This is a genomic window from Streptomyces sp. 5K101 (genome assembly GCF_046506645.1).
Lineage (GTDB): Bacteria > Actinomycetota > Actinomycetes > Streptomycetales > Streptomycetaceae > Streptomyces.
In genome coordinates this window covers 1-20,363 of the sequence record NZ_JBKFFO010000024.1, presented here as the reverse complement: position 1 = coordinate 20,363, position 20,363 = coordinate 1, and the positions used below count along the sequence as shown (strand labels likewise).

The following is a 20,363-nucleotide window of genomic DNA, read 5'->3' as shown; positions in this document are numbered from 1 at the left end:
TTGTCAGTCGTGGTCCGAGTTGGTCGCCGGCACCCAGGCGATTGCTCCGGCCATCACGATCGCGTGGGGTGCGAGAAGTGCTGGGGCGCCGCCCATCCTCATCACGGCCAGCGCAGGGGGTCGTTCCGGGAAAGCGTCCCGCCAGCAATCGAGGAACTCCGGCAGATGCTCCAGGTCACTGAGAAATGCCTGGACCTTGCACACGTGTCTGAGCGAGGTACCGGCCGCCGCGCAGACGACAGCGAGTTCGTCGAGCACCTGCCGGACCTGGTCGCGTGCGGGCGCGCGGTTGAACCATGACCGTGCGGGGTCAGGTCGCATTCGAGGCGGCACACGCCCGGAAGCATCGATGGGCATGCGTGTCGATATGAACAGCAGCTCGCCTGCGCGAACGCCATCTGGCGCGTGCCCGTGTGGGGGGAGGGTCCTCGATCCGGACCGGTTCGATCTTGGCGTCATGCGTCAGGCAGGTCGCCCCCACCTCGACACGGCCTCCCTTGATCACCAATCGTGCGCCGGTGGCCAGATTCCGCGCGGGCGGCCGGTGGGGAAACCAACGGCGCCACACCCGCTCGAAGCCTGCAAAGTCACTGGCGTGAGCAAGTGTCACGTCCGCGTGGACGCACCGGTCCAGGCTCGTTCCCGCGGACTCGGCTGCTCTGGCCAGGCGCTGGAGGGTGTACTCCGTCTGTGCCTCGATTTCGGACCCGAGCCAGATGTAGGGGTTGGGGCGGGCCTGTGGTGCGAGGAAGCTCGGCTCTCCCATCGACACTGAGGACATCCAGTCGCCCTTGAAGTCGCTCGGGCCGGCCGACAGCGTGACCCAGTCGCCGGCGCCCACCGTGCTCACGAAGGGCAGGACTCGCTCTGAGTCTCCTTCGGCGTATCCCTGCTTGACGACGCCGGGCTGTGGCTGGACCGCTACCACCTCGACCGCGAACAAAGCGTCGGCTACCGGCAATTGCCGTACCCCGATCCCGGTGGAGGTACGCACACCGTCCAGCACCCGTGACGCCGCCCGGACGTAGCCGTCGGCCGGATGAAACCGTGGCCAGGCTCCGTCGCTGAGCACGTCCAGGTTCGCGTCGTAGCGGGCAGGCGCCCATTGGTAGATGCGGACGACGTCGGTGCCGACGTTGCATCCTGCTGCGGCGAGCGTCTCGCGCAGATGGCCGAGCAGGACCTCGGATTGCAGCTCCAGTGGGTCAGATCCAGGCACGGCATCGGAATCGATGACCGCAGCGGGATGCAACCGATGGTCCGCGTCCATCGGGAGCATCGAGCCGGTGAACACCAACTCCCCAGCGGCGACCGCTGCGCTGCTGCCCGGCAGCACCGGCACCTCCGAAGGCACGATGACGCGGCGGGCGCCACGTCCCGGCGTCTCACCCCTCCCCGAGGTCACCTGGCACCTCCCCGTCCCTGCAGGTAATGCAAGGTGTCGAGCCATGCCCGACCCGCGTGCTCGCCGAGGCCTGCATCGGCGGCGCGGGCAAGCGAAGCAAGGAGCACCTTGATCAGGCCCTCGGTCGCGGGGTCGGCATAGCGGATGTCGCCTGCCTCCGTGGTACTGATCCGCGTATCGACGAACTGGACGCAGACCTCGGGCGCGGGAACGACGAACCCACCGAGGTCCCGCAGGATCCGTGTCAGGTCCGCCATTCCCCTGAATCCGCCCCGACCCCGGGTCGCGACGATCACGGCGGACGTCGCACCGCGCAGGACCGCCCGCGAAATCGGATGCGAGAGCCAGTCGATCGCATTCTTCACAACCCCGGGAACCGAGTGGTTGAACTCCGGTATGACCCAGACCAGACCATCGGCCGACTGGACTGCCGCACGCAGCCGCGCCACCTCGTCGGGCGGCGTCGAGGTGTCCAGGTCCTCGTTGTAGGGGGGGAGGGAGGAGAGACCGTCGTAGTTCTCGATCTTCATCCCTTCCGGGGCCAGCTGAGGCAGGCTGTTCAAGATCAGGCTGTTGTACGAGCCGGCCCGCAATGAGCCGGAGATGCCGAGAACCCTCATCACCGTCGCACCTCCTCGTGGAAAGCCCCACATCGCGTCGTCGTTCCGGTCACGGTCAACTCACCTGGCGAGGGCTTGAGTACCTTGCCGAAGTCCTGGATCAGGCATGTGTAGCCGCTGATCGTCTCCGCGCTCCTGCCAACCTGACGGGGCTCACCGTGAGGACACCACTGCAAGCCCGGCGTGTGCGGGGCGGAAGCCTTGTCTTTCGTCACCAACCCCGGCCCCGGACGAGCACCGGTCGGGATCCCATGTGGCCTGGTCATCTGCCAGGCCTCAGGAGAGCCCGCGCGCTGGAGTGCAGGTCGTGAACGTCATCGGACGGCGGAACCACGGCTCCCCGGCAGAACGGTCCCCGGCCTCGAACGCCTCCCCGTGGACCGTCAGACACTTGGTTGGGTCCAGCGCCGGCCGAATGCGTCCATCGGTGCCGTAGATCATGTCCTGCTTCGGCTCCGAGGAGCAATCGTTGACGACCATCGGAGAGTCCTCGCGCACGATGCCGTCGCGGTAGAAGCTCACCTCCAGGCACGCGCCGAGCCGGGCAAACCGGATCTCGCCTGCTGCGATGGCGTTCCTCGAGGTGGCTTGATCCAGCAGTGCCGCATCCTCGTTCGGGATCCCGGTCTTGCACGTGTGGGCCTCCAGCGCCCATAGCGCCTCGCGGTGCTGATGGATGTCGAGTGTGGACGGGTAGCCGGGAATGTCGACGCAGTAGTGCCTTGGCTCCCCTAGCTCGGTCGCCAATTGGATGAGAACCTCGTCGCCGCCTGCGTCCCCTGGCATGGGAGCGACGGCCCATTCCTGCTGCTCCGCACTGGGTGCCTGGCGGTCTTCGGCCGGCCGGTAGGGCCTCGCCTCGACCGGAACCCGCCCCGTCTCCCAGACCTGACGCGGCGACGAATCGTCACATGTGCTGAATGTCAGGGGACGCCGGTACCAGTGCTCGCCCGAGGCACGGTCTCCCGCTTCCAGTGCCCGGGTTCCGATCGTCAGACACTTGTCGGGAGCATTGCGGGGCCGAATCCTTCCATCGTCCCCGAACATGATGTCTTGACTGGCCGCATCCGAACAGTCGTTGACGACCATGGGGGCGTCCTCTCGGAGGAAGCCGTTGCCCAGGAACGTGACGTCCACACAGGCGGCAGTCCTCGAGAAGCGAATCTCTCCGTCGGCCAGGCCGCTACGGGAAATCACCTGGTCGAGAATGGCCGCGTCTTGGTTCGGAACGCCGACCTTGCATGTATGCGCTTCAAGCGCCCATTGCGCCTCGCGATGGTTCGCGATGTCTCGAGACGACGGATAGCCGGGGATGTCAACGCAATAGCGACGTGGTTCTCCGAGTTTGGCCTTCAAGCGCAAGAGCACCTCATCCGACGGGCCCCGGCTGCTTTGCATTGAGGTGGCTGCGGTTCGATCCGAGACAACGCCGTCCCTGCTGCTCCGGTCAGGCGTGACAGCGCCGGCAGCGTACGCCTGCGAACCAAGCACGAGGACGGCGGCACCAATGAGCCAGAACCTGAACATCGAGACTCCTTCTCTTGGGTGAGGTCGGGTTCGGCGGCGAACCGAGCAACGGATCCCACCTGCTGACGGACGCAGCCTTCAGTGCTCGTCTCACGTGGTTGCCTGCCGGCATGATGTGCGGCTGTGGCCGTCGATCTGCCGCAGCGGCTGGTTCCTGACGGTCTATGGGAGTTGGTCGCGCCTACCGCCGGCTCACCGCCCGATACGAGCGAAGAGAATCTCACTGCCTTGCCTTCCTGACTCGCAGCCGCCCTGATCTGCTACAAGAAGCCCGCGAAGATCACCCACGTGAGAAAAGCTCTTGATGCAGGAGTTGGCCGAGCACGGACGGCGTATCCGTCCTGGCCCCGACACAACCGGCAAATACTCCTGCCTGCGGGTGATTGAAAGGCTGTCAGACGGCTGAGAGATGCGCAAGATGTACCCCTGATATTTCAGGAGCCGCTATAGATAGGCTCGGATGGCGCGTCAACTGCTCGGTCAGATCAGCCGATCGCTTTCGAACGGCCATTGGTTACGCTGACTTGCCGCCGCATAGCAAACGGTGTTCATGCTTCGGGGGTAAGCCCCGCGTGGAGGTGAAAGACGCATTCTTCAGGCAGAGAAGCTCATGGTTGCGTCTGGTCACGCCGACGGGCGGGGCAGCGGATGCGTGTCGGCGAAGCGGCACGCATCCGACAGTTCCTCAAGGCCACGCGTCAGGTGGAACTCCAAGCCCACGCAGCCTCCATAGCCCGCCTCAACCAAGGAACGGATGATCGCCGGGAAGTCGAGCATGCCCGTGCCCGGGCAACCGCGGCCGGGCACGTCGGCAAACTGCACATGCAGGATCTGCTTTCCGTAGCGTGCGATGACGTCGCAGGGGTCCTGCCGGGAACGGGCGACGTGGTAGAGGTCCAGCAGGATGCCCACGTTGTCCGCTCCCTCCTTTCGCGCCCGGCCCACCACAACGGATGCTGCTGCTACGTCAGGCAGAAGGTAGCCGGGGTTGTCCTCGGCGTTGAGGGGCTCCACCAGCACCGAAACGCCTGACGCACGAGCTCGCTGAGACGCATACAGCAGGTTGCGGTACGCCACCTCGTGCTGCGCCGCCTCCGTCTGATGGGCACGGCGGTTGCCGTAGGGAAGGTTGAGCAGTGTACACCCCACCTCCGAGGCGAAGTCGACGGCCGTGTCGATGGACTGCCTGCAGCGCGCCACTTGCCCGGCGTCGCTCAGGATGCCCCGGTCGCCGGCCGCGAAGTCACCCGCATCGATGTTGAGGCACACAAGCCGGGTGCCCGACCGCTGCAGCGCAGCGCGCAGCCGGCTGATCTCATCAGCGGAAGCCTCAGGTGAAGCGAAGGGCCACCACATCTCCACACGTCGGAATCCAGCTTCTCGCGCCACGGCAAGCCGCTCCTGCTCCGGCACCTGGGCCAGGGCCAGTGAGAGATTCAGCGCGTAGCCGTCGGCCGGCTGCCCAGGTGTCACTCCCGAGCCGCGCACAACGTCAGCCGCACCGCTTCGAGCATCTGCTCCTCCACGTCCCTGCCCTCGCTCGCGCTGCCGATGAAGGAGACGTGACCATCCGGCCGGATCAGCATGGCATCCGCCTCTGCCAGTCCGTAGAGACGGTCGAAGTCTGCCGCGTCGCAGTGAAGATCACCCTCCGGCAGGCACACGGTGTGCAGGGACACCCCATACACGGAGCCGGCGGCGTGCGCTGCCTTGGCCCAGCCCTGCCCGTCAGGGCCGTGCAGCACGGTCAGTCGGCCGTCGAAGAGGTCCAACGTCGATGTCCGACGGCCCTGAGCATCGCTCAGCCACAGGTGCGGTGCCCGGCGGCCCACCGCGGCGACGAAGGGGTCCGCGCAGGGCTCCCCGCTGCCGGCGTCGAGCGCACCCTGGGTGTAACGGAAGGCCAGGTCCCGTTCGATCGCGGCCACGTGGGCGCGCTGGCGGGCCATGACGTCCCCGGCCGGTTTCCCGGCCGTCATGCGATCCCATACCTCCCGGAAGCGGGCCGCGTTGGTGGTGCTCCACTGCGCGTTGGACACAGCGATGGGCCGGCGCTCCGTCTCGTAGCTGTTCAGGAGCGCATCCCCGGCAGCACCAGCGCGGACCAGCGACAGCTTCCATACCAGGTTGTGCACGTCCTGCACTCCGGTATTGAGCCCGAACCCACCGGTGGGCGGAAAGACGTGCGCCGCGTCACCCGCCAGGAAGACCCGCCCGACGCGGTAGCGGTCGGCGACCTTCGCCTCCACCGTGTACGTGGCAGCGCTGACGACATCCGCCTCGCACGCGACACCGACCGCGGTGTGGATCAGTGCCTTCGCCTGTTCCTCGGACAGAATTCCCGGATGGTTGCTGTCCGGGCCCGGCATCCGGAAGGTGAGCCAGCGCTTCTTGCCGTCGACCGGTGCGACCGTGACGAACCCGCCGGATGGATCGGCGGTCAGGAACTGGATGGCGGAGCGCTCCTGAACGAGGTGGGAGATGTCACCGTGCCAGTACGCGCTCTGCCAGTAGCCCAGCATTTGCCCCGTCATCTGCACGCCGAGAGCAGCGCGGGCGGCGCTGGCGGCGCCGTCGGCCGCGATGACGTAGTCGGCGACGATGGTGTCCGCGCGGCCGCTGTCCTGGTCGACCACGGTCGCGGTCACCTGGGAGGGGGCCTGGGCCAGTTGTTCCAGACGCAGCCCGAAGCGCGTGTCGATGCCAGGTGTGGCACTGACGCGTGCCCGCAGCAGCCGCTCAAGATCGTCCTGCGGGACACGGCAGGATCCCGTCGGACTCAGCGCGGTCTCTTCCGGCCCAGCGGGGGTGCGGCCGTATTCTTCGCCGCTGAGGGAGTTGCAGTAGATGAACCCGTAGGCGGGATCCGGCGGCGCCATGGCGCGGATCTCCTGCTCCAGTCCCCATGAGCGGAACAGCTCCATCGCGCGGTTGCGCACGCCGCGCGCCTTGGGATGGTTGTAGGGCGCGGGGAACTGCTCCACGAGGGTGCAGGCGACGCCGTAGCGCGCGGCGAGCAGGGCAGCGCTCAGACCCACGGGCCCGCCGCCGATCACCAGGAGTTCGGTGCGCTTCATCGGACCACCTCGTCGATGACGGGCGTCTCCATGACGCCGAGGCCGGTGATCTCCATACGGACGACGTCGCCATCGAACAGGAACAGCGGGGGATCCTGGAACGCGCCGCAGCCGGTCGTCGTGCCGGTGAAGATGATGTCGCCCGGCGAGAGCTCCAGGACCTTGCTGAAGTCCTCGATCAGTCCGGGAATATCGACGATCATCTCCGAGCTCCAGCCGTCCTGGCGCAGCTCGTCGTTGATCCAGCACCGCAGGCGCAGGTTGTGCGGGTCGGGGATCTCGTCCTTGGTGGCAAGCCAGGGGCCGAACGGCGCCCCGGTCGGGATGCCCTTCGCCCGGGTGATCTGCGAGTAGAGAGGGCTTAGTTCGATGTCCTTGAACGCCATGTCGCGTGCTGTGACGTCGTTGCCGATCATGTAGCCGGCGACATGGTCGAAGGCGCGCCCCCGGGGAATGTGGTGTCCGCCGCGCCCGATCACGACAGCGATCTCGGTCTCGTAGTCCAACTGCTGCGACTGGGCCGGCCGCACGAGGGCGTCGTGCGGGCCGATGACGGTGTTGGACGGCTTGAAAATGATCAGCGGCTCGGACGGGGACGGCGCGTCCTTCATGCCGACGGCCTCATCGACGTGCGACTGGTAGTTCCCGCCCGCCACGATGATCTTCTCGGGGCGGGGGACCGGAGCGCCCAGACGGGTCGCGGAGACGGGCACCGCCTCGACGTCGCTGCGCAACTGCTCCTCGATCAGCGGCTGCAGATAGTCGAGCAAGGCGAGGATGCTGTTGATGTCCAGAGCGGGCAGCCCCGCACGCATCAGCACCGGCGCCAGCGGCACGATGTGCTCATCGTCCAGCAGCACACCGGGCTGTTCGCTGCGCGCAGGTCCGAAACTGACGATCCTCATGAACAGTCTCCTTGGCACGTGAGAGGCGAAGAGATGACAGGCGCACCGGGGCCTGCGGACAGAAAGTCGAAGTCGCAGCCTTCAGGGCTTTGTTGAATGTGCCGGTCGTACAGCGATGCGTAACCGCGCGCAGGGCGCGGGGGAGGGCTTGTCGGAGTACGCCGCTTGAGTTCGGCCGAATCGACGTCCAGGTCGAGGCGGCCTGTCTCGGTGTCCACAACGATCGGATCGCCGTCGCGGACCAGGGCCAAAGGCCCGCCCACGGCGGATTCGGGAGCGACGTGAAGGACCACTGCGCCGGTGGCGGTGCCGCTCATCCGCGCATCGGAGATACGCACCATGTCGGTGACGCCCTGACGCAGCAGCCGTTTGGGAATCGGCAACTGGCCGACCTCCGGCATACCGGGGCCGCCCACGGGACCGGCGCCGCGCAGGACGAGGACGGAGTCCGCGGTGATGTCCAGACCGGGATCGTCGATCCGCGCGTTCAGGTCGGCGACGCCGTCGAACACCACAGCACGTCCGCGATGGCGCCACAGCCGCGGATCGGCCGCGGACCGCTTGATGACCGCCCCGTCGGGAGCGAGCGTGCCTTTCAGCATCACCAGCCCGCCCGAGGGGAAAACCGGGTCTGCCGCACTGCGCAGGGCGGGACTGGCCCGTCTTTCAAAGCGGTCGAGAACACGAGCCCAGGGCTCGCCGGTGCCGGCCAGAGCGTCGCCGTGGATCAAATGCCGCAGCTCGGTCATGACCGCACGCAGCCCGCCGGCGTCCTCCAGGTCCTCCAGCAGATGAGGCCCTGATGGCCGCACATCGGCGAGGACCGGGGTGGTGCGGCTCCACTCGTCCATGGTTTCCGGCCCGATACGCAGGTTCGCGCGGCCGGCGATGGCCTCGAGATGAATGACGGCATTGGTCGATCCGCTCACTGCGCACAGCACCCGGAAGGCGTTCTCCAGTGACCGGGCACAGACGTATGCGCTGGGCGGTTGTCCCGAGCGGGTGAGCTCGACCGCTCTCCTGCCGGTTTCCTCCGCCATGGCCTTGCGGGCGGCTCCGGCCGCGGGCAGCAGACTGGAGCCCGGCAGGCTCATCCCGAGCGTCTCGGCGAGCATGGCCATGGTGACTGCGGTGCCCAGCACGTTGCACGTGCCGATGCCGGGGACCAGTCTGCCTTCCAGCGATTCCCATGCGGCATCGTCCAGCTCACCGGCGCGCCGCCGGTCCGACAACGCCCACAGATCGTCGATGGTCAGCGGGGCCTCCTCCCACCGTGCGGTTGCCCGCGGGCCGGCCGTCAGGGCGATGGCGGGCTTCCCGGCGCTCAACGCGCCCATGAGCTGCGCGGGCAGGGTCTTGTCGCAGCCGCCCAGCAGGACCACCCCGTCGATGGGCGATGCCGTGACCATTTCCTCGACGTCCATCGCCATGAGGTTGCGCAGGTAGAGGGTGCTGGGACGGATGAACGGCTCGGCCAGGGAGATGGTGGGGAACTCCAGTGGGAACCCCCCGGCCGCCGTCACTCCGCGCTTGACGGACTCCGCAAGATCCCGCAGACCGCTGTTGCAGGGGTTCAGCTCGCTCCATGCACTGCAGATCCCGATGACGGGCCGGCGGCGCACCGTCGCCGCGGAGTGCCCGGCGCCGCGCATGAACGCGCGATGAATGAACCCGTCCCGGTCACCTGAGGAGAAGGCCTCACCACCGGTCGGTTTCGTTCCGTTCTGGGACATCAGGGCGACTCCTTGCAGGCTGCGCCGGCAGACAGCGGCTGGCCGGGGCCTTCAGCGCCGGTACTGCCGTGCCGGTCATACGCCCGAGCGAGCTGGGCGATGTCGTGGTACGCCGCGCCGCTTTGGAGGCGGGAGTCGAACAGGCGCTGCGCGGATGCGAAGACCGGCAGGTCAAGCTCCAGGGCACGCGCCGCATCCGCCACCAGGTCTTGCACGGCGTGGAGTCCGCCGACGGTGGATCCGGACGGTGCATCGGATGGTGTCAGGGCCGCAGGCAGGCAATAGTCCAGCATGGTGCTGGCCGCCCAGCCGGACATCAGCACCGCCTTGCTCTGCTCGGCGGGCAGCGCGAACCGGTCGATGAGCGCGGCTGCCTCGGCGGCGGCCGCGACGTGGATGCTGACCAGCAGCTGGTTGACGAGTTTCAGTTCGAGCCCGGCCCCGACCAGCCCCACATGAACGATCTGGGAGCAGTACATCCCCACCAGCGGGCGCACGAGGTCCAGGTGGTCCGCCTGCCCGCCGGCGATTGCGGTCAGCGTTCCCTCGTCGGCACGTCGCGGTCCTCCTGTGACGGGGATGTCGAGGAGTTCCGCACCGCAGGCTGAGAGGCGGGCGGCCGCAGCGCGTGCCAGCCGGGGGGCGTGCGTGCCGTGCTCGATCAGGATCTGACCCTCGCGGATTGCGGTCAGCAGCCCGTCGTCGCCGAAGTAGACAGCGTGGAAGGCGGCTTCGTCGAGCAGGCAGCCGATGATGATGTCGGCATGGGCGGCGAGCTGGCGCGGGGTCGTGGCAAGCGCTGCACCCGCCTCGAGCAGGGAGGAGACCTTCTTGGGAGTGCGTGCGTGCACGGTCAGGGGGTAGCCGGCGGCCAGCAGGTGATGGGCCATGGGCCGTCCCATGACGCCTGCGCCGGCGAAACCGATGCGGGGTTTCCTGGTCGCGGTCACGGCTGCGTCTCCCGCGTCGTCCCGCCGAAGAACAAAGCTCCCATGTCGGGATCGGCCAGCAGTTCGGCGGCCCCGCTGGTATGCAGGACCCGTCCGCCTTCCAGCACGACGCCGTTGTCGGCCATGGACAGTCCGAAGCGCACGTTCTGCTCGACGATGAGCACGGTGACGCCCTGCTGGTTGAGCGCCTTCACCGAGCTGGCGAGCTGTCGGCACGCCTTGGGGTCCAGCCCCAGCGACGGCTCGTCCAGCAACACCACGCTGGGGTTGAGCATCAAAGCCCGGGCGAACTCCACCGTGCGGCGCTGTCCGCCCGAAAGGGACGCGGCCCGGTCGTTGGCACGCTCGGCTATCAGAGGAAAGATCTGAGCGATTTCCTCGTAGCGGGCGCGGTTGCGCTCGCGCTGACGCCGGTTGACATAGGCGCCCAGCTGGACGTTCTCCCGAACGGTAAGGGTGGGGAACAGGCCGTGGTGCTGGGGCACCTGGACGACACCGAGCCGCAGGATGGCGGCCGGGGTCAGTCCACCGATGTCCTGACTGCCGAGGAGTATCTGGCCTTTGCGCGGCCGCAACAGCCCGCTGCAGGTCTTGAGCACCGTCGACTTCCCGGCTCCGTTGGGTCCGACGATGCAGGTGATGCTGCCCTCGGCCACGGCGAAGTCGACGCCGCGCAGGATGTCACCGGCGCGGCCGTAACCGGCGACCAGACCCTTGAAAGTGATCACGAAGTGGCTCCGGATGTTGCACCGTGGGCGGAATGGCCGCCGAGATAGGCGTCCAGGACCGCCGGGTCGCGTTCGATCTGCCCGGGCGCGCCGCTGGCCAGGACCCTGCCCTGCGCCAGGACATGGATGCGGTCGCACAACGACAGCACCATGGGCATGTTGTGTTCGACGATGAGCACGGTCATGCCGCAGCTGTTCAGCTGCCGGATGATGGCGCTCAGGCGTTCCACCAGAGCGGGATTGATACCAGCCGCGGGCTCGTCCAGAAGCAGCAGCTGCGGCTCGAGCATCAGCGCCTGGGCGAGCTCGACGAGCTTTTGCTGCCCGTAGGAGAGCTGTCCTGCCGGATGGTCGGCATACGCGCCCATCCCGACGAAGTCCAGCCACTCGCGGGCTCGTTTGGCCTCGCTGCCGCTGATGGCGCTGGCGCGCAGGCGGCCCAGAGAGAACGCGTCACTGGCAACCGCCAGGTTTTCCAGCGTCGTCAGGTGGGGGAAGACACGCGTGGCCTGGTAGGTGCGGGCGAGCCCCGCGTGGGCGCGCTGCCACCGGGCCAGATTGTGAACCATCCGTCCGGACAGCTGAATGGTGCCGGCATCCTGCCGCAGACTGCCGTCCAGGAGATTGAAGACGGTGGTCTTCCCGGATCCGTTCGGGCCGATCAATCCGGTGATGGAACCGCGTTCGACGGTGAACGAGCAGTCCTGGACCGCGTGCACACCGCCGAAGGACTTGCGCAGGCCGTCCACCGTGACGAGCGGCCGGGCCAAGGCGCCGTCGCCGGCAGAGGGACGAAGCCGCTCGCTCACGGATGCGGGCAGAGTGGCGGGAAGGTCCGGCAGCCGGCGCCCCGCGGTTGCCTGCGGTTCACCTCCGCGGATCCGGCGCCACCACTTCGCGCCTTCCACCAGCACGCCCTTGGGGAAGAACAGGACGACGGCGGCCAGCAGAGCACCATAGATCACCAGACGCCATGCGCCCGCGTCGGGGCCGCTGAGCTGCTGGTTGGTCAGCTGTGTCAGCGGTTCCAGGAGGAAGGCGCCGAGGACGGGGCCCCACAGGGTGCCCACGCCGCCGAGGTGAGCGGCCAGCACGATCTGCATGGCGATGACGATGTCGAACATGGCCGCAGGCTCCAGGAAGGAGACGTAGTAGCCGTAGATCCCTCCGGCGATCCCGATCGGGAAGGCGCTGGCCGCGAAGGCCAGCATCTTGTAGCGGTCTGCCCGCACGCCGACGCCTTCGGCCTTCGCCTCGTCGTCGTGGATGGCCAGCAGGCCGATGCCCAGTTTGGAGCGGCGTATGGCCCACGAGCCCCACACCGTCACAGCGAGCAGGACGAGCAAGGAGTAGTAGAACGGCCAGTTCTGGACGTCCCGGTCCCACGTGGGCAGAGGCAGCGGAAGGCCGTGGTTGCCTCCGGTCAGTCCCGTCCAGTTGGAAGCCAGCAGACCGGTCAGTTCCAGGAAGGCGAAGCTGACGATGACGAAGGCGATGCCCCGTGTACGGCGGCCGGTGAGGGCCAGGACCACGGCGAAGAAGGCGGCGACGACTCCGCCCACGGGAGCGGCGAGGAAGGGAGAGATGTCCAGGTGGATGGCCAGGAGCGCGGAGGTGTAGGCACCGATGCCCAAGAAGGCGCTCTGCCCCAGCGAGATGTAGCCGGTGTACCCGGAGATGATGTTCCATCCCGAGGCCATGATGGCCATCAGGAACGCCATGATGGCCATGTTCTGGTAGTAGGCGTTGTCCGAGAGAACCGGGAACAGCAGCAGGATGGCCGCCGCAGCGCCGATGACGCTGCGCCGTACGTGCGTGGTGGTCATGCGCGGCTCATGTCCTCTCGCAGGCGGATGCCCATCAGGCCCTGCGGGCGGGCCAGCAGCACCAGGATGATCACGAGGTACGGGACGGCGGTGGCCCAGTCGGGCGCTATGTAGGTCGCCGTGAGCGACTCCGCCAGAGCGATGAGGACTGCTCCGAGGACGCTGCCGGGCAGACTGCCCATCCCGCCGAGCACGATGATGCTGAGCATGAGTCCGATCCAGTGGTCGGTGGAGCTCGGCGTGAACGGGTAGAGAACGCTGAGCAGTGCACCGCCGGCGCCTGCGGCCGCGACACCGAGCGCGAAGGCGGCGGCCCACACTTTGCGCACCTCGATGCCGATCAGCCGGGCACCGTCCGAGCTCGACGCGGCGGCCTGCACCGACTGTCCGAGCCAGGTGTACCGCAGCAGCGCGTACAGACCTGCCAGGATGGCCACCGCCACCAGGCAGGCGTAGAGCTGCGCCTGGGGAACGTGCAGACTGCCTAGGGTGAATGACCTGTTGGCGTACGCCGGCGTCACCGCATGCTGGTCGTTGCCCCACAGCAGGGCCATGATCCCCTTGGCGATGAGGGCCAGGCCGAAGGTGGTGACCAGAGCCATGGCCGGATCGGTTGTGCGGGCACGCTCGATGAACAGGTAGTACGTCGCCCATCCGACGACGTACATCGACGGTGCGGTGACGAGCACCAGCAGCAGGGGATCGAGATCGACGGCCTTCCACAGGGAGTAGGTGAGGTAGGCGCTCAGTATGAGCATGGCGCCTTGCGCGAGGTTGACCACCTTCATGACCCCGAAGACCAGGTTCATGCCGGAGGCCACCAGCGAATAGACGCCGCCGACCAGCACGCCGAACACCAGAGTCTGAACCAGCTCAGTCACAGCATCCCCTTCGGCTGCGAGATGCGTTCGTCCGCTGTGGATGCCGGCTCACGACGACCACGCCGGCTTGGGGTTGACGAACTGCCGGGTGGTCCTCTGCTCGGCGGGAGCGACGATCTCGAAGGCGCCGCTCTGCCACTGCGCCAGCAGCAGGTCGCCGTCCGGCACGCCGTGTTTGTCCCAGCGCAGCGGTCCCACGATGGTGCTGACGGTATGGGTGTGCAGCCAGTCAGCCAGCTTGTCCTGGTCGAGGCTGCCGACAGCGGTCACCGCCGCCTCCAGCACCTGGCCCGCGGTGTAGGCGTTGGCGGAGTCCTCCGTAGGCGGCGTGCCGAACTTCTTCGTGTACGCCCGGACGAATTCGGCGTTACCCGCATGGTTTGCTTCGGGACTCCAGGCCACCGAGGTGAGGATGCCCTCGGTATTGCGGGCACCCACGGCCTTGGGGTAGGTCTCGACCAGACTGGGGCTGTTCGTCTGGAACAGCAGGGAAGGGCTGAACTGCTGTTTCTGGAAAGCCTTGACCAAGCCGGCGCCGTCGGCACCGACAGCGCCGTGGACCACCAGATCCGGCTTTGTGCTCGCGATGCCGTTTGCGATCGTGTCGAAGTTCACCGTCTCCGGTGCGTACTTCTCGCTGTAGACGGTCTTCACGCCGAGTGCGGAGAGCTGTTCACGGAAGGCAGCGATGGCGACGTCGGTGTTGGGATCGTCCTGCGTGGGGTACGCCGCCGTCTTCGGACGGTCCTTCTGCGGCAGTGACGTGATCCAGGAGACGAACTGCTCCGGCATGTCGACGGACGTGCTGGGCTGCGCGAAAAACAGGTACTCGAAGCCGCGCTCGAAGATCTCCGTTGCCCCGCCGGACGGCTCGACGTAGAGCATCTTGTTCCGCTCGGCGACCGCGGATGCCGGAAGGTTGAGCTTTGAGGAGAAGGTCCCGAGCAGCAGATCCACACGGTCCTGGGCGATCAGCCGGTTGTAGTTGGTGATGACGGTGTTCTGGTCGAAACCGTCGTCGAGGACCTTCAGTTCGACCGTGCGCTTGAGCAGACCCCCCTTCTTGTTCAGCTGGTCGAGCCAGAGCTTGTAGCCCTGATAAGCGGGCTTGGAGGAGTCGGCGACCGGTCCGGACAGCGGCAGCGAGGCGCCGATCAGGACCGTGTCGTTGCCCGCGCCTGTTCCTGTTCCGCACGCACTTGCGGCGACAAGCGCGGCCACCGCTCCGAAGAGTGCCGTGCGTCGCCCGCTGCGGCTGTACCTGAGCATGACTCACCTCAAGTCGGTGATCGTGATTGCGAGTGAAGAGGACCGCGGCCCCAACACCTCCGCTGCCGGCCCTTTTCGGCGTGGTGGTGATGTTGTTCCTGCCCCCTGTGGCGGGTGCAAGCGGTTCGGGCACGCGTGTCCGGATACGCAGAGATCAACTGCCGCCGCTGCGGTGACAGCGGCCCCAGTCGGCTGTGTGGCATGCCCCACAGGCTTCATATTCAATGTATACATTGAAGGCAATGGGGGGGACAAGGCGTCGGAGTGAAGATTCTGCTCGCGCGATTCAGGTGCTGTGCAGGTCAGTCGCCTGATGCGAGATTGCGGCTGTAGGTGACCGAGGCCTCGCGGGCGTGGTCGGCCGCCGCATGTGCGGCGGCCTCCGGATCGCCCTCGCTGATGGCTCGGACGATCATCGCGTGATGCACGGCGTTCAGCCGGGTGCGCCGGCTGATGTTGCTGCGGCTGACGATGGAGAACCGCGCCCAGATGCGCTCAAGAGCATCCTCCAGCAGCGGATTGCCCGAGAGGCGGGCCAGCATCATGTGGAAGTCGAGGTTGGCTTTCCAGGTGCCTTCCACGTCCCCGGCAGCCCCGCGCTCCTCGACATGGCGGCCGGCTGCCTCGAACTGCCGCATCTGTGCGGGAGAAAGGTGCCCATCGCGCTGGGCTGTGGCCGCCAGCCGGGCAGCCAGTGCTTCCAGGGCTCCTTGGAGATCGATCGCGTGACGCATGTCCTCTTCGGACAGGGAGCTGACGACCACGCCGCGCCCCGTGGAGGCGACGAGGCCGTCGCTCTGCAGACGGCGCAGTGCCTCACGTACCGGGGTGCGGCTCATGCCCAGGTCCTCGCAGATGCCAAGCTCGGTGAGCCTGTCTCCGGGGTTGTAGCGGCTGGCGATGAGCCGCTCGCGGAGCCTGCGGTAGGCGAGCTCGGCCTGGTTGTGCATCCCGGGGCGCTCGTGGGGGCGGTCTGTGGGCGACGCCATACGTTATGTATACATTGAGTGCAGGGTGTGCGGCAACGGGTGCTCGGCGCCACGACCGCCCTACCGTACCTCTTTGGCCCGCGCGAGGAACGGCCCCGCTCGGCGACCATCCTGTCATGCCAGTGCCTGTTCTGGGCAATCGTACGCACCAGCGCTGCCCGTCCGGCGCCGTGCGAAGGCCCGGGCCATAATCGGCGCTTGGGCTCGCGCGACGATGCCCGGCCCCGGACACCGTCCACGCGGCCCGGGCGGGCACACGGCGGCCACGTCCGTGACGGACAGGCCGACATCCCAGGACGTCCGGCCTTCGCGGCCGCGTGCTTCCGTTGTCGTCGCTGGGCGCCTGGGCGCACTCGGTCCGCGGCGGTACGCCTGAAGCATGCCGACGCGACGCCCGTATCCGAGTGATCTGTCCGATGCCCGCTGGGAGTTGATCGAGCCGGTGCTGGCCGCCTGGCGCTTCGAGCGCCGCGGCAGGGCCCTGGCCTTCGGCCGGCCGCCCGAGCGCGACCTCCGCGACATCATGGACGCGATCTTGTACGTGGACCGCACCGGAGTGCAGTGGCGCTACCTCCCGCACGACTTTCCGCACTGGAACACGGTCTACGGCTACTTCGCGAAGTGGACGGAGGAGGGTGTGTTCGCTCAGCTCAACGGCCTTCTCCGGCAGCTTCTACGGGAGAAGGAAGGACGGGACGCCGAGCCGTCGGCCTGCGTAATCGACGCGCAGAGCGTCAAGACCTCCACCAGCGTCCCCGCCGCCGGCCAGGGCATCGACGCCGGCAAGAAGATCGCGGGCAGGAAGCGGAACATCGTCACCGACACGCTCGGACTCTTGCTTGCCGTGCTGGTCACTGCGGCAAGTGTGCAGGACTCCGCCACCGGCGCCCAGCTCCTGGACCAGGTCGCCGCTGACCATCCTGGAATCCGCAAGGTGTGGGTCGACGGCGGCTACCGCCAGCACCTCGTCGAGCATGCCGCCGTTCTCGGCATCGACATGGAAATCACCGCCCGCAAGCCCGGGACCAGGGGCTTCACCCCGATACCGAAGCGGTGGGTGGTCGAACGGACCTACGGCTGGCTCATGCTGCACCGCCGACTGGCCCGCGACTACGAAACCCTGCCCACTCGCTCCGAAGCCGTGATCCACATTGCCATGACAGATCTCATGGCCCGCCGCCTCACCGGCGAGAACACCATCTCCTGGCGCGACCCGACACCGCAGACCAAACACCCGATCCCGGGATGAAACAACGGGAGAAAACGACCTCTCAAGCCGCAACTGCGCCCAACAAGACCATCTTGCTGATGGGAACGTCCTCGCACTGGCGTCCTCACAAAAGCCGGGTCCGCGTGACTCGAATTCGAGTCAGATCGTTCGAATCGGACGCGCGGACTCGAACGCACGCGGTGGGCAACGCCGCACTGCGCCGCGGCCGCCGGCCTCGCGATGCTCGGCTACCGCCTGAGCTGAAGCAGCAGCACTTGGCCTCCCGTTCACGCGCCTCCGGCGTAGCCTGCTCGGAAGCACGGGCCGTGACGGTGCGCCTGGTTCGGCTCCACACGCTGCGGGGGAGAGGGAAGCCGGACATGGCGAACAACGGGCAGACGGACACGGCCGTACTGGTGGCGATGCTCAGCGAGCGCGCCGCTGTGAACGTTCGGCTGGCACTGTCGCGGACGCACAGGCAGTGGCGACTGCACCATGGCCAGGTCACCTTGGACGACGACACCCCGCGGAGCGGGCCTGGCGCTACAGCACGGCGAGCTTCCTGGAACTGCCCCTGCCCGGCCCGACGGTCGCCGCGCTGCTGCAGGGCGGCGACCAGGACATCCACGGTTTCCACGTCGTCGCCCCCGGCCCGCCGCCCTCCAGCGCCTCCACCTCTCGGCTGCGCGGCCAGCAAGAGTGGAACCGGGTGACCACGCCGTGGCCGCGCACCGAGCACCATCAACCGGGACGCCAACACGCTCCAGCCCGGCCACGACCTGCTGGTCGGGGACGGCGCCTCTTTCCTGAACTTCGACCAGGCCCTCAGCGCCTTCCTCTACCAGCGCCCCCACGACAGCAACGCGGGCCGCTCGGACCTGTGGCGCATCGTCCTGCCGCAGCGCGCGGGCTGGCTTTCACAGATCACCATCGGGCCCGACCTGCTGAGTCGACGACGAGGCCCTGGACGGCGCGGTACTCGAGCTGAGCTGGGCGGCGGGCAACGAGCGTCAGTCCGTCGACGGCACCGGCGCCTACCGCTTCGCGTTGCCCAACGGCCTCGCGCACGACAGCCTGCTGATGCTCCGCCGCGAGGATCAGTGGCTGGACTGCGCCACCTCCCGGCTCCCACGTACGGGCGCGCCCGCGATGCCTCGGTCGTCTGGGAGCAGCCCGGCCCGGAGCTGGACATCCTCCTGGCGAACGGAGAGGGAAAGCACCTGGAGTGCAAACAGGAGGTCCCGGAGGGCGAATCACGGAAAAAGATGCTCAAGGCCATCGCCGCCTTCGCATCGCAGGACGGCGGCACCGTCCTGATCGGCGTCCGTGACGACCTGCAGATCGTGGGCCTGCCCGAGAAGCCGACCGTCGACAAGCAGGGCGCGCAGCCAGGGCCTGCTCGGACCGGCAGATGTGATCGAGGGCCGGGCTCCTGATTTCGCGGTACGGCGAGTCGAGCGCCACGGGGGACCCATCTCGTGGGCGTCGCCGGGACACCGTCGCTGCTGCGGCGATCCGTTGTTGATCAACTCCGCGCCAACCGGCCGCTACCATGCGGCCGTGATCACGAACAGACGCATCGCACCGCGCCGCTCCATACAGGCCACGATGATGTTCATCATGGCCCTTGTGATGACGGCGCTCACCACACCGCCAGCCAACGCGGCCGAGCCCGCCAATCCTGGGAAATGCGACGAGTACGGGAGCTACGAGGTCTGCGTCACATACGCCGGCAAGGGCACGCCCGACAACCTGATCTACCAGAGGATCAAGGGCAAGCTCGACGCGACGGCCAGCTCGCCGGGCGCCAATGACTACATCCGGGTCTCCATGTACGAATGGGACATCAACTCCACTTATGGTAAGGCAATCGCGGGTTCACTGAAGACCGCCCACGACAACGGTGTCAGCGTCCGCGTGGTGCTCAGCGGCGAGTCGGTGAACCAGGCGAAGGCCTACTTCGAGGGCGTTGGCATCGACGTCGAGAAGTGCAGCGGCTCCTGCACTGAGGAACCTGGTGGAACCAATCACAACAGTTCTTCCTGATTAAGAAGGGCACCACCGAACTGGTGCTCCAGACGTCCACCAACCTGACCGACTCTCAGGGCGAGCACGCGCAGAACCTGCTGGTCAGCCGAGATGATCCCGAACTGTTCTCGCACTACGTCAACCACTGGCGGCGCCTGTACGTCAACAGCTGGACCTGGGACGGGCAAACCTGGAATGAAGCCGACAGGGCCCGCTACGGGACCAACGACCTCTCCCGCGTCTACTTCTACCCCATGCCGGAGAAGCAGCCGCTGGTCGGCGTTCTACAGAACGTCACCGCGTGCGCACCCGGCAACGACCGCGTCTTCGTGGAAGCCAGCCTCTTCGACAAGAGCGAATACTCCCGGGAGATCGCGAACGAGCTGAAGCGGCTGCACGCACTCGGCTGCGACGTCAGGGTCATCCTCCAGAAACAGTCTGGTGTAAACACTCTGACGAATCCCCTGCTGCTGGAAAACTACGGGTTCCAGGGCGGAGTCAGGTGTGACGGGCAGCATCACAACAAACTCCTCCTGATTGACGCGCAGTACGCCGGGGAGTGGCGCAAGGCGGTGTTCGTCGGCTCGTACAACATCACCCAAAACTCGCTGCGCAGCGCCAACGACACGATGCTGCGGGTCGTCAACGGCTGGGTGACCAACCGCTACATCGACCAGTTCGAGAAGATGTGGGCGAATCCTCGGGCGTGCGACGCCGAGTAGCGGGGCAGACGGTCTGTCGGCTGCCGGACGGTTAACCGTCCGGCAGCCGACAGACCGCGCCGACCGCTTTGTCCCGAGCCTGAAGAGACGGGGCGGCTTTAATCCCCGGGCTGGCGCGCGGGGTATGCCCCCTCGTCAGGTCCGTGCCCTGTCTGCCGCGTCCGGCAGACCCCCGGTCGTTCCGCTGCTGTACCCGCTCCCGGCGCTCTCGGCGCCCGCCGGCCGCATGCTGGACGGACAGCACGGTGAACTCGGGCAACGCCCGCGCGTACCAACCGAGAACCAGCTATTCCGCCCCGGCGTGATCAAATTCGTCGATTCCGTTTCATCATCCTTTCATCGGGTGCCCCTATGTTCAGTCGCGCTCGGGCCTTCCCCCGCGGAAGTGGACACGCGTTCGGGGTTGTCATGCGGCCAGCGTGAGCCTAGCGGACTCCTGCTGGTGCCGGTGTTCGAAGTCCACGGGGCTGAGCTGCCCGTTCGCGGAGTGGCG

At 67.2% G+C, this 20,363-nt stretch carries 18 protein-coding genes; 4 read left to right on the top strand and 14 right to left on the bottom strand.

The window, feature by feature from the left end; genetic code table 11:
- Positions 1–3: 3 nt before the first annotated feature.
- The 14 genes from ACLB9X_RS30135 to ACLB9X_RS30070 form a co-directional block, all read right to left on the bottom strand.
- Positions 4–357: a RidA family protein gene (locus ACLB9X_RS30135; RefSeq protein WP_410363599.1), complete on the bottom strand. Its 354-nt coding sequence runs from the start codon at positions 355–357 to the stop codon at positions 4–6.
- On the bottom strand, positions 311–1,342 hold the full coding sequence (locus tag ACLB9X_RS30130; protein ID WP_410363598.1) for a Rid family hydrolase: 1,032 nt from the start codon (positions 1,340–1,342) through the stop codon (positions 311–313). The genes ACLB9X_RS30135 and ACLB9X_RS30130 overlap by 47 nt, the downstream gene beginning before the upstream one ends.
- 59 nt (positions 1,343–1,401) lie before the next feature.
- A complete protein-coding gene (locus ACLB9X_RS30125) occupies positions 1,402–2,025 on the bottom strand; it encodes an NADPH-dependent FMN reductase (protein ID WP_410363597.1) in 624 nt (207 codons plus the stop codon).
- Between the two features lie 276 nt (positions 2,026–2,301).
- Entirely contained in the window at positions 2,302–3,552 is a 1,251-nt protein-coding gene (locus tag ACLB9X_RS30120; protein WP_410363596.1) for a hypothetical protein, read from the bottom strand.
- 624 nt (positions 3,553–4,176) lie between these two features.
- Entirely contained in the window at positions 4,177–4,965 is a 789-nt protein-coding gene (locus tag ACLB9X_RS30115; RefSeq protein WP_410363595.1) for a hydroxypyruvate isomerase family protein, read from the bottom strand.
- A 56-nt stretch (positions 4,966–5,021) separates the two neighbouring features.
- The gene (locus ACLB9X_RS30110; RefSeq protein WP_410363594.1) at positions 5,022–6,629 is read right to left on the bottom strand and encodes an FAD-dependent monooxygenase; all 1,608 of its coding nucleotides are present in this window, start codon (positions 6,627–6,629) and stop codon (positions 5,022–5,024) included.
- A complete protein-coding gene (locus ACLB9X_RS30105) occupies positions 6,626–7,534 on the bottom strand; it encodes a fumarylacetoacetate hydrolase family protein (RefSeq protein ID WP_410363593.1) in 909 nt (302 codons plus the stop codon). Before ACLB9X_RS30105 ends, ACLB9X_RS30110 begins: the two co-directional genes overlap by 4 nt.
- Positions 7,531–9,267: a dihydroxy-acid dehydratase gene (locus tag ACLB9X_RS30100; RefSeq protein WP_410363592.1), complete on the bottom strand. Its 1,737-nt coding sequence runs from the start codon at positions 9,265–9,267 to the stop codon at positions 7,531–7,533. The genes ACLB9X_RS30105 and ACLB9X_RS30100 overlap by 4 nt, the downstream gene beginning before the upstream one ends.
- Complete coding sequence (locus tag ACLB9X_RS30095; protein WP_410363591.1) at positions 9,267–10,217, bottom strand: NAD(P)-dependent oxidoreductase; 951 nt, start codon at positions 10,215–10,217, stop codon at positions 9,267–9,269. Before ACLB9X_RS30095 ends, ACLB9X_RS30100 begins: the two co-directional genes overlap by 1 nt.
- Positions 10,214–10,945, bottom strand: a complete 732-nt coding sequence (locus ACLB9X_RS30090; protein WP_410363590.1) for an ABC transporter ATP-binding protein — start codon at positions 10,943–10,945, stop codon at positions 10,214–10,216. The genes ACLB9X_RS30095 and ACLB9X_RS30090 overlap by 4 nt, the downstream gene beginning before the upstream one ends.
- Complete coding sequence (locus tag ACLB9X_RS30085; RefSeq protein ID WP_410363589.1) at positions 10,942–12,771, bottom strand: ABC transporter permease subunit; 1,830 nt, start codon at positions 12,769–12,771, stop codon at positions 10,942–10,944. Before ACLB9X_RS30085 ends, ACLB9X_RS30090 begins: the two co-directional genes overlap by 4 nt.
- On the bottom strand, positions 12,768–13,652 hold the full coding sequence (locus ACLB9X_RS30080; protein ID WP_410363588.1) for a branched-chain amino acid ABC transporter permease: 885 nt from the start codon (positions 13,650–13,652) through the stop codon (positions 12,768–12,770). Before ACLB9X_RS30080 ends, ACLB9X_RS30085 begins: the two co-directional genes overlap by 4 nt.
- Positions 13,653–13,700: 48 nt before the next feature.
- A complete protein-coding gene (locus ACLB9X_RS30075) occupies positions 13,701–14,921 on the bottom strand; it encodes an amino acid ABC transporter substrate-binding protein (RefSeq protein WP_410363587.1) in 1,221 nt (406 codons plus the stop codon).
- Between the two features lie 302 nt (positions 14,922–15,223).
- Positions 15,224–15,871, bottom strand: a complete 648-nt coding sequence (locus tag ACLB9X_RS30070; protein ID WP_410363586.1) for a GntR family transcriptional regulator — start codon at positions 15,869–15,871, stop codon at positions 15,224–15,226.
- Between the two features lie 418 nt (positions 15,872–16,289).
- Between ACLB9X_RS30070 and ACLB9X_RS30065 the strand changes: the two genes are divergently transcribed.
- The 4 genes from ACLB9X_RS30065 (at position 16,290) to ACLB9X_RS30050 (ending at position 19,870) form a co-directional block, all read left to right on the top strand.
- A complete protein-coding gene (locus ACLB9X_RS30065) occupies positions 16,290–17,159 on the top strand; it encodes an IS5 family transposase (RefSeq protein ID WP_410363585.1) in 870 nt (289 codons plus the stop codon).
- Between the two features lie 1,061 nt (positions 17,160–18,220).
- Positions 18,221–18,556 (top strand): helix-turn-helix domain-containing protein, encoded by a 336-nt coding sequence (locus tag ACLB9X_RS30060; RefSeq protein WP_410363584.1) that lies wholly within the window; start codon positions 18,221–18,223, stop codon positions 18,554–18,556.
- 124 nt (positions 18,557–18,680) lie between these two features.
- Positions 18,681–19,166 carry a hypothetical protein gene (locus ACLB9X_RS30055; protein ID WP_410363583.1) on the top strand — a complete coding sequence of 162 codons (486 nt, stop codon included), beginning with the start codon at positions 18,681–18,683 and terminating at the stop codon, positions 19,164–19,166.
- 23 nt (positions 19,167–19,189) lie between these two features.
- On the top strand, positions 19,190–19,870 hold the full coding sequence (locus ACLB9X_RS30050) for a phospholipase D-like domain-containing protein (RefSeq protein WP_410363582.1): 681 nt from the start codon (positions 19,190–19,192) through the stop codon (positions 19,868–19,870).
- The last annotated feature ends 493 nt before the right edge of the window (positions 19,871–20,363 follow it).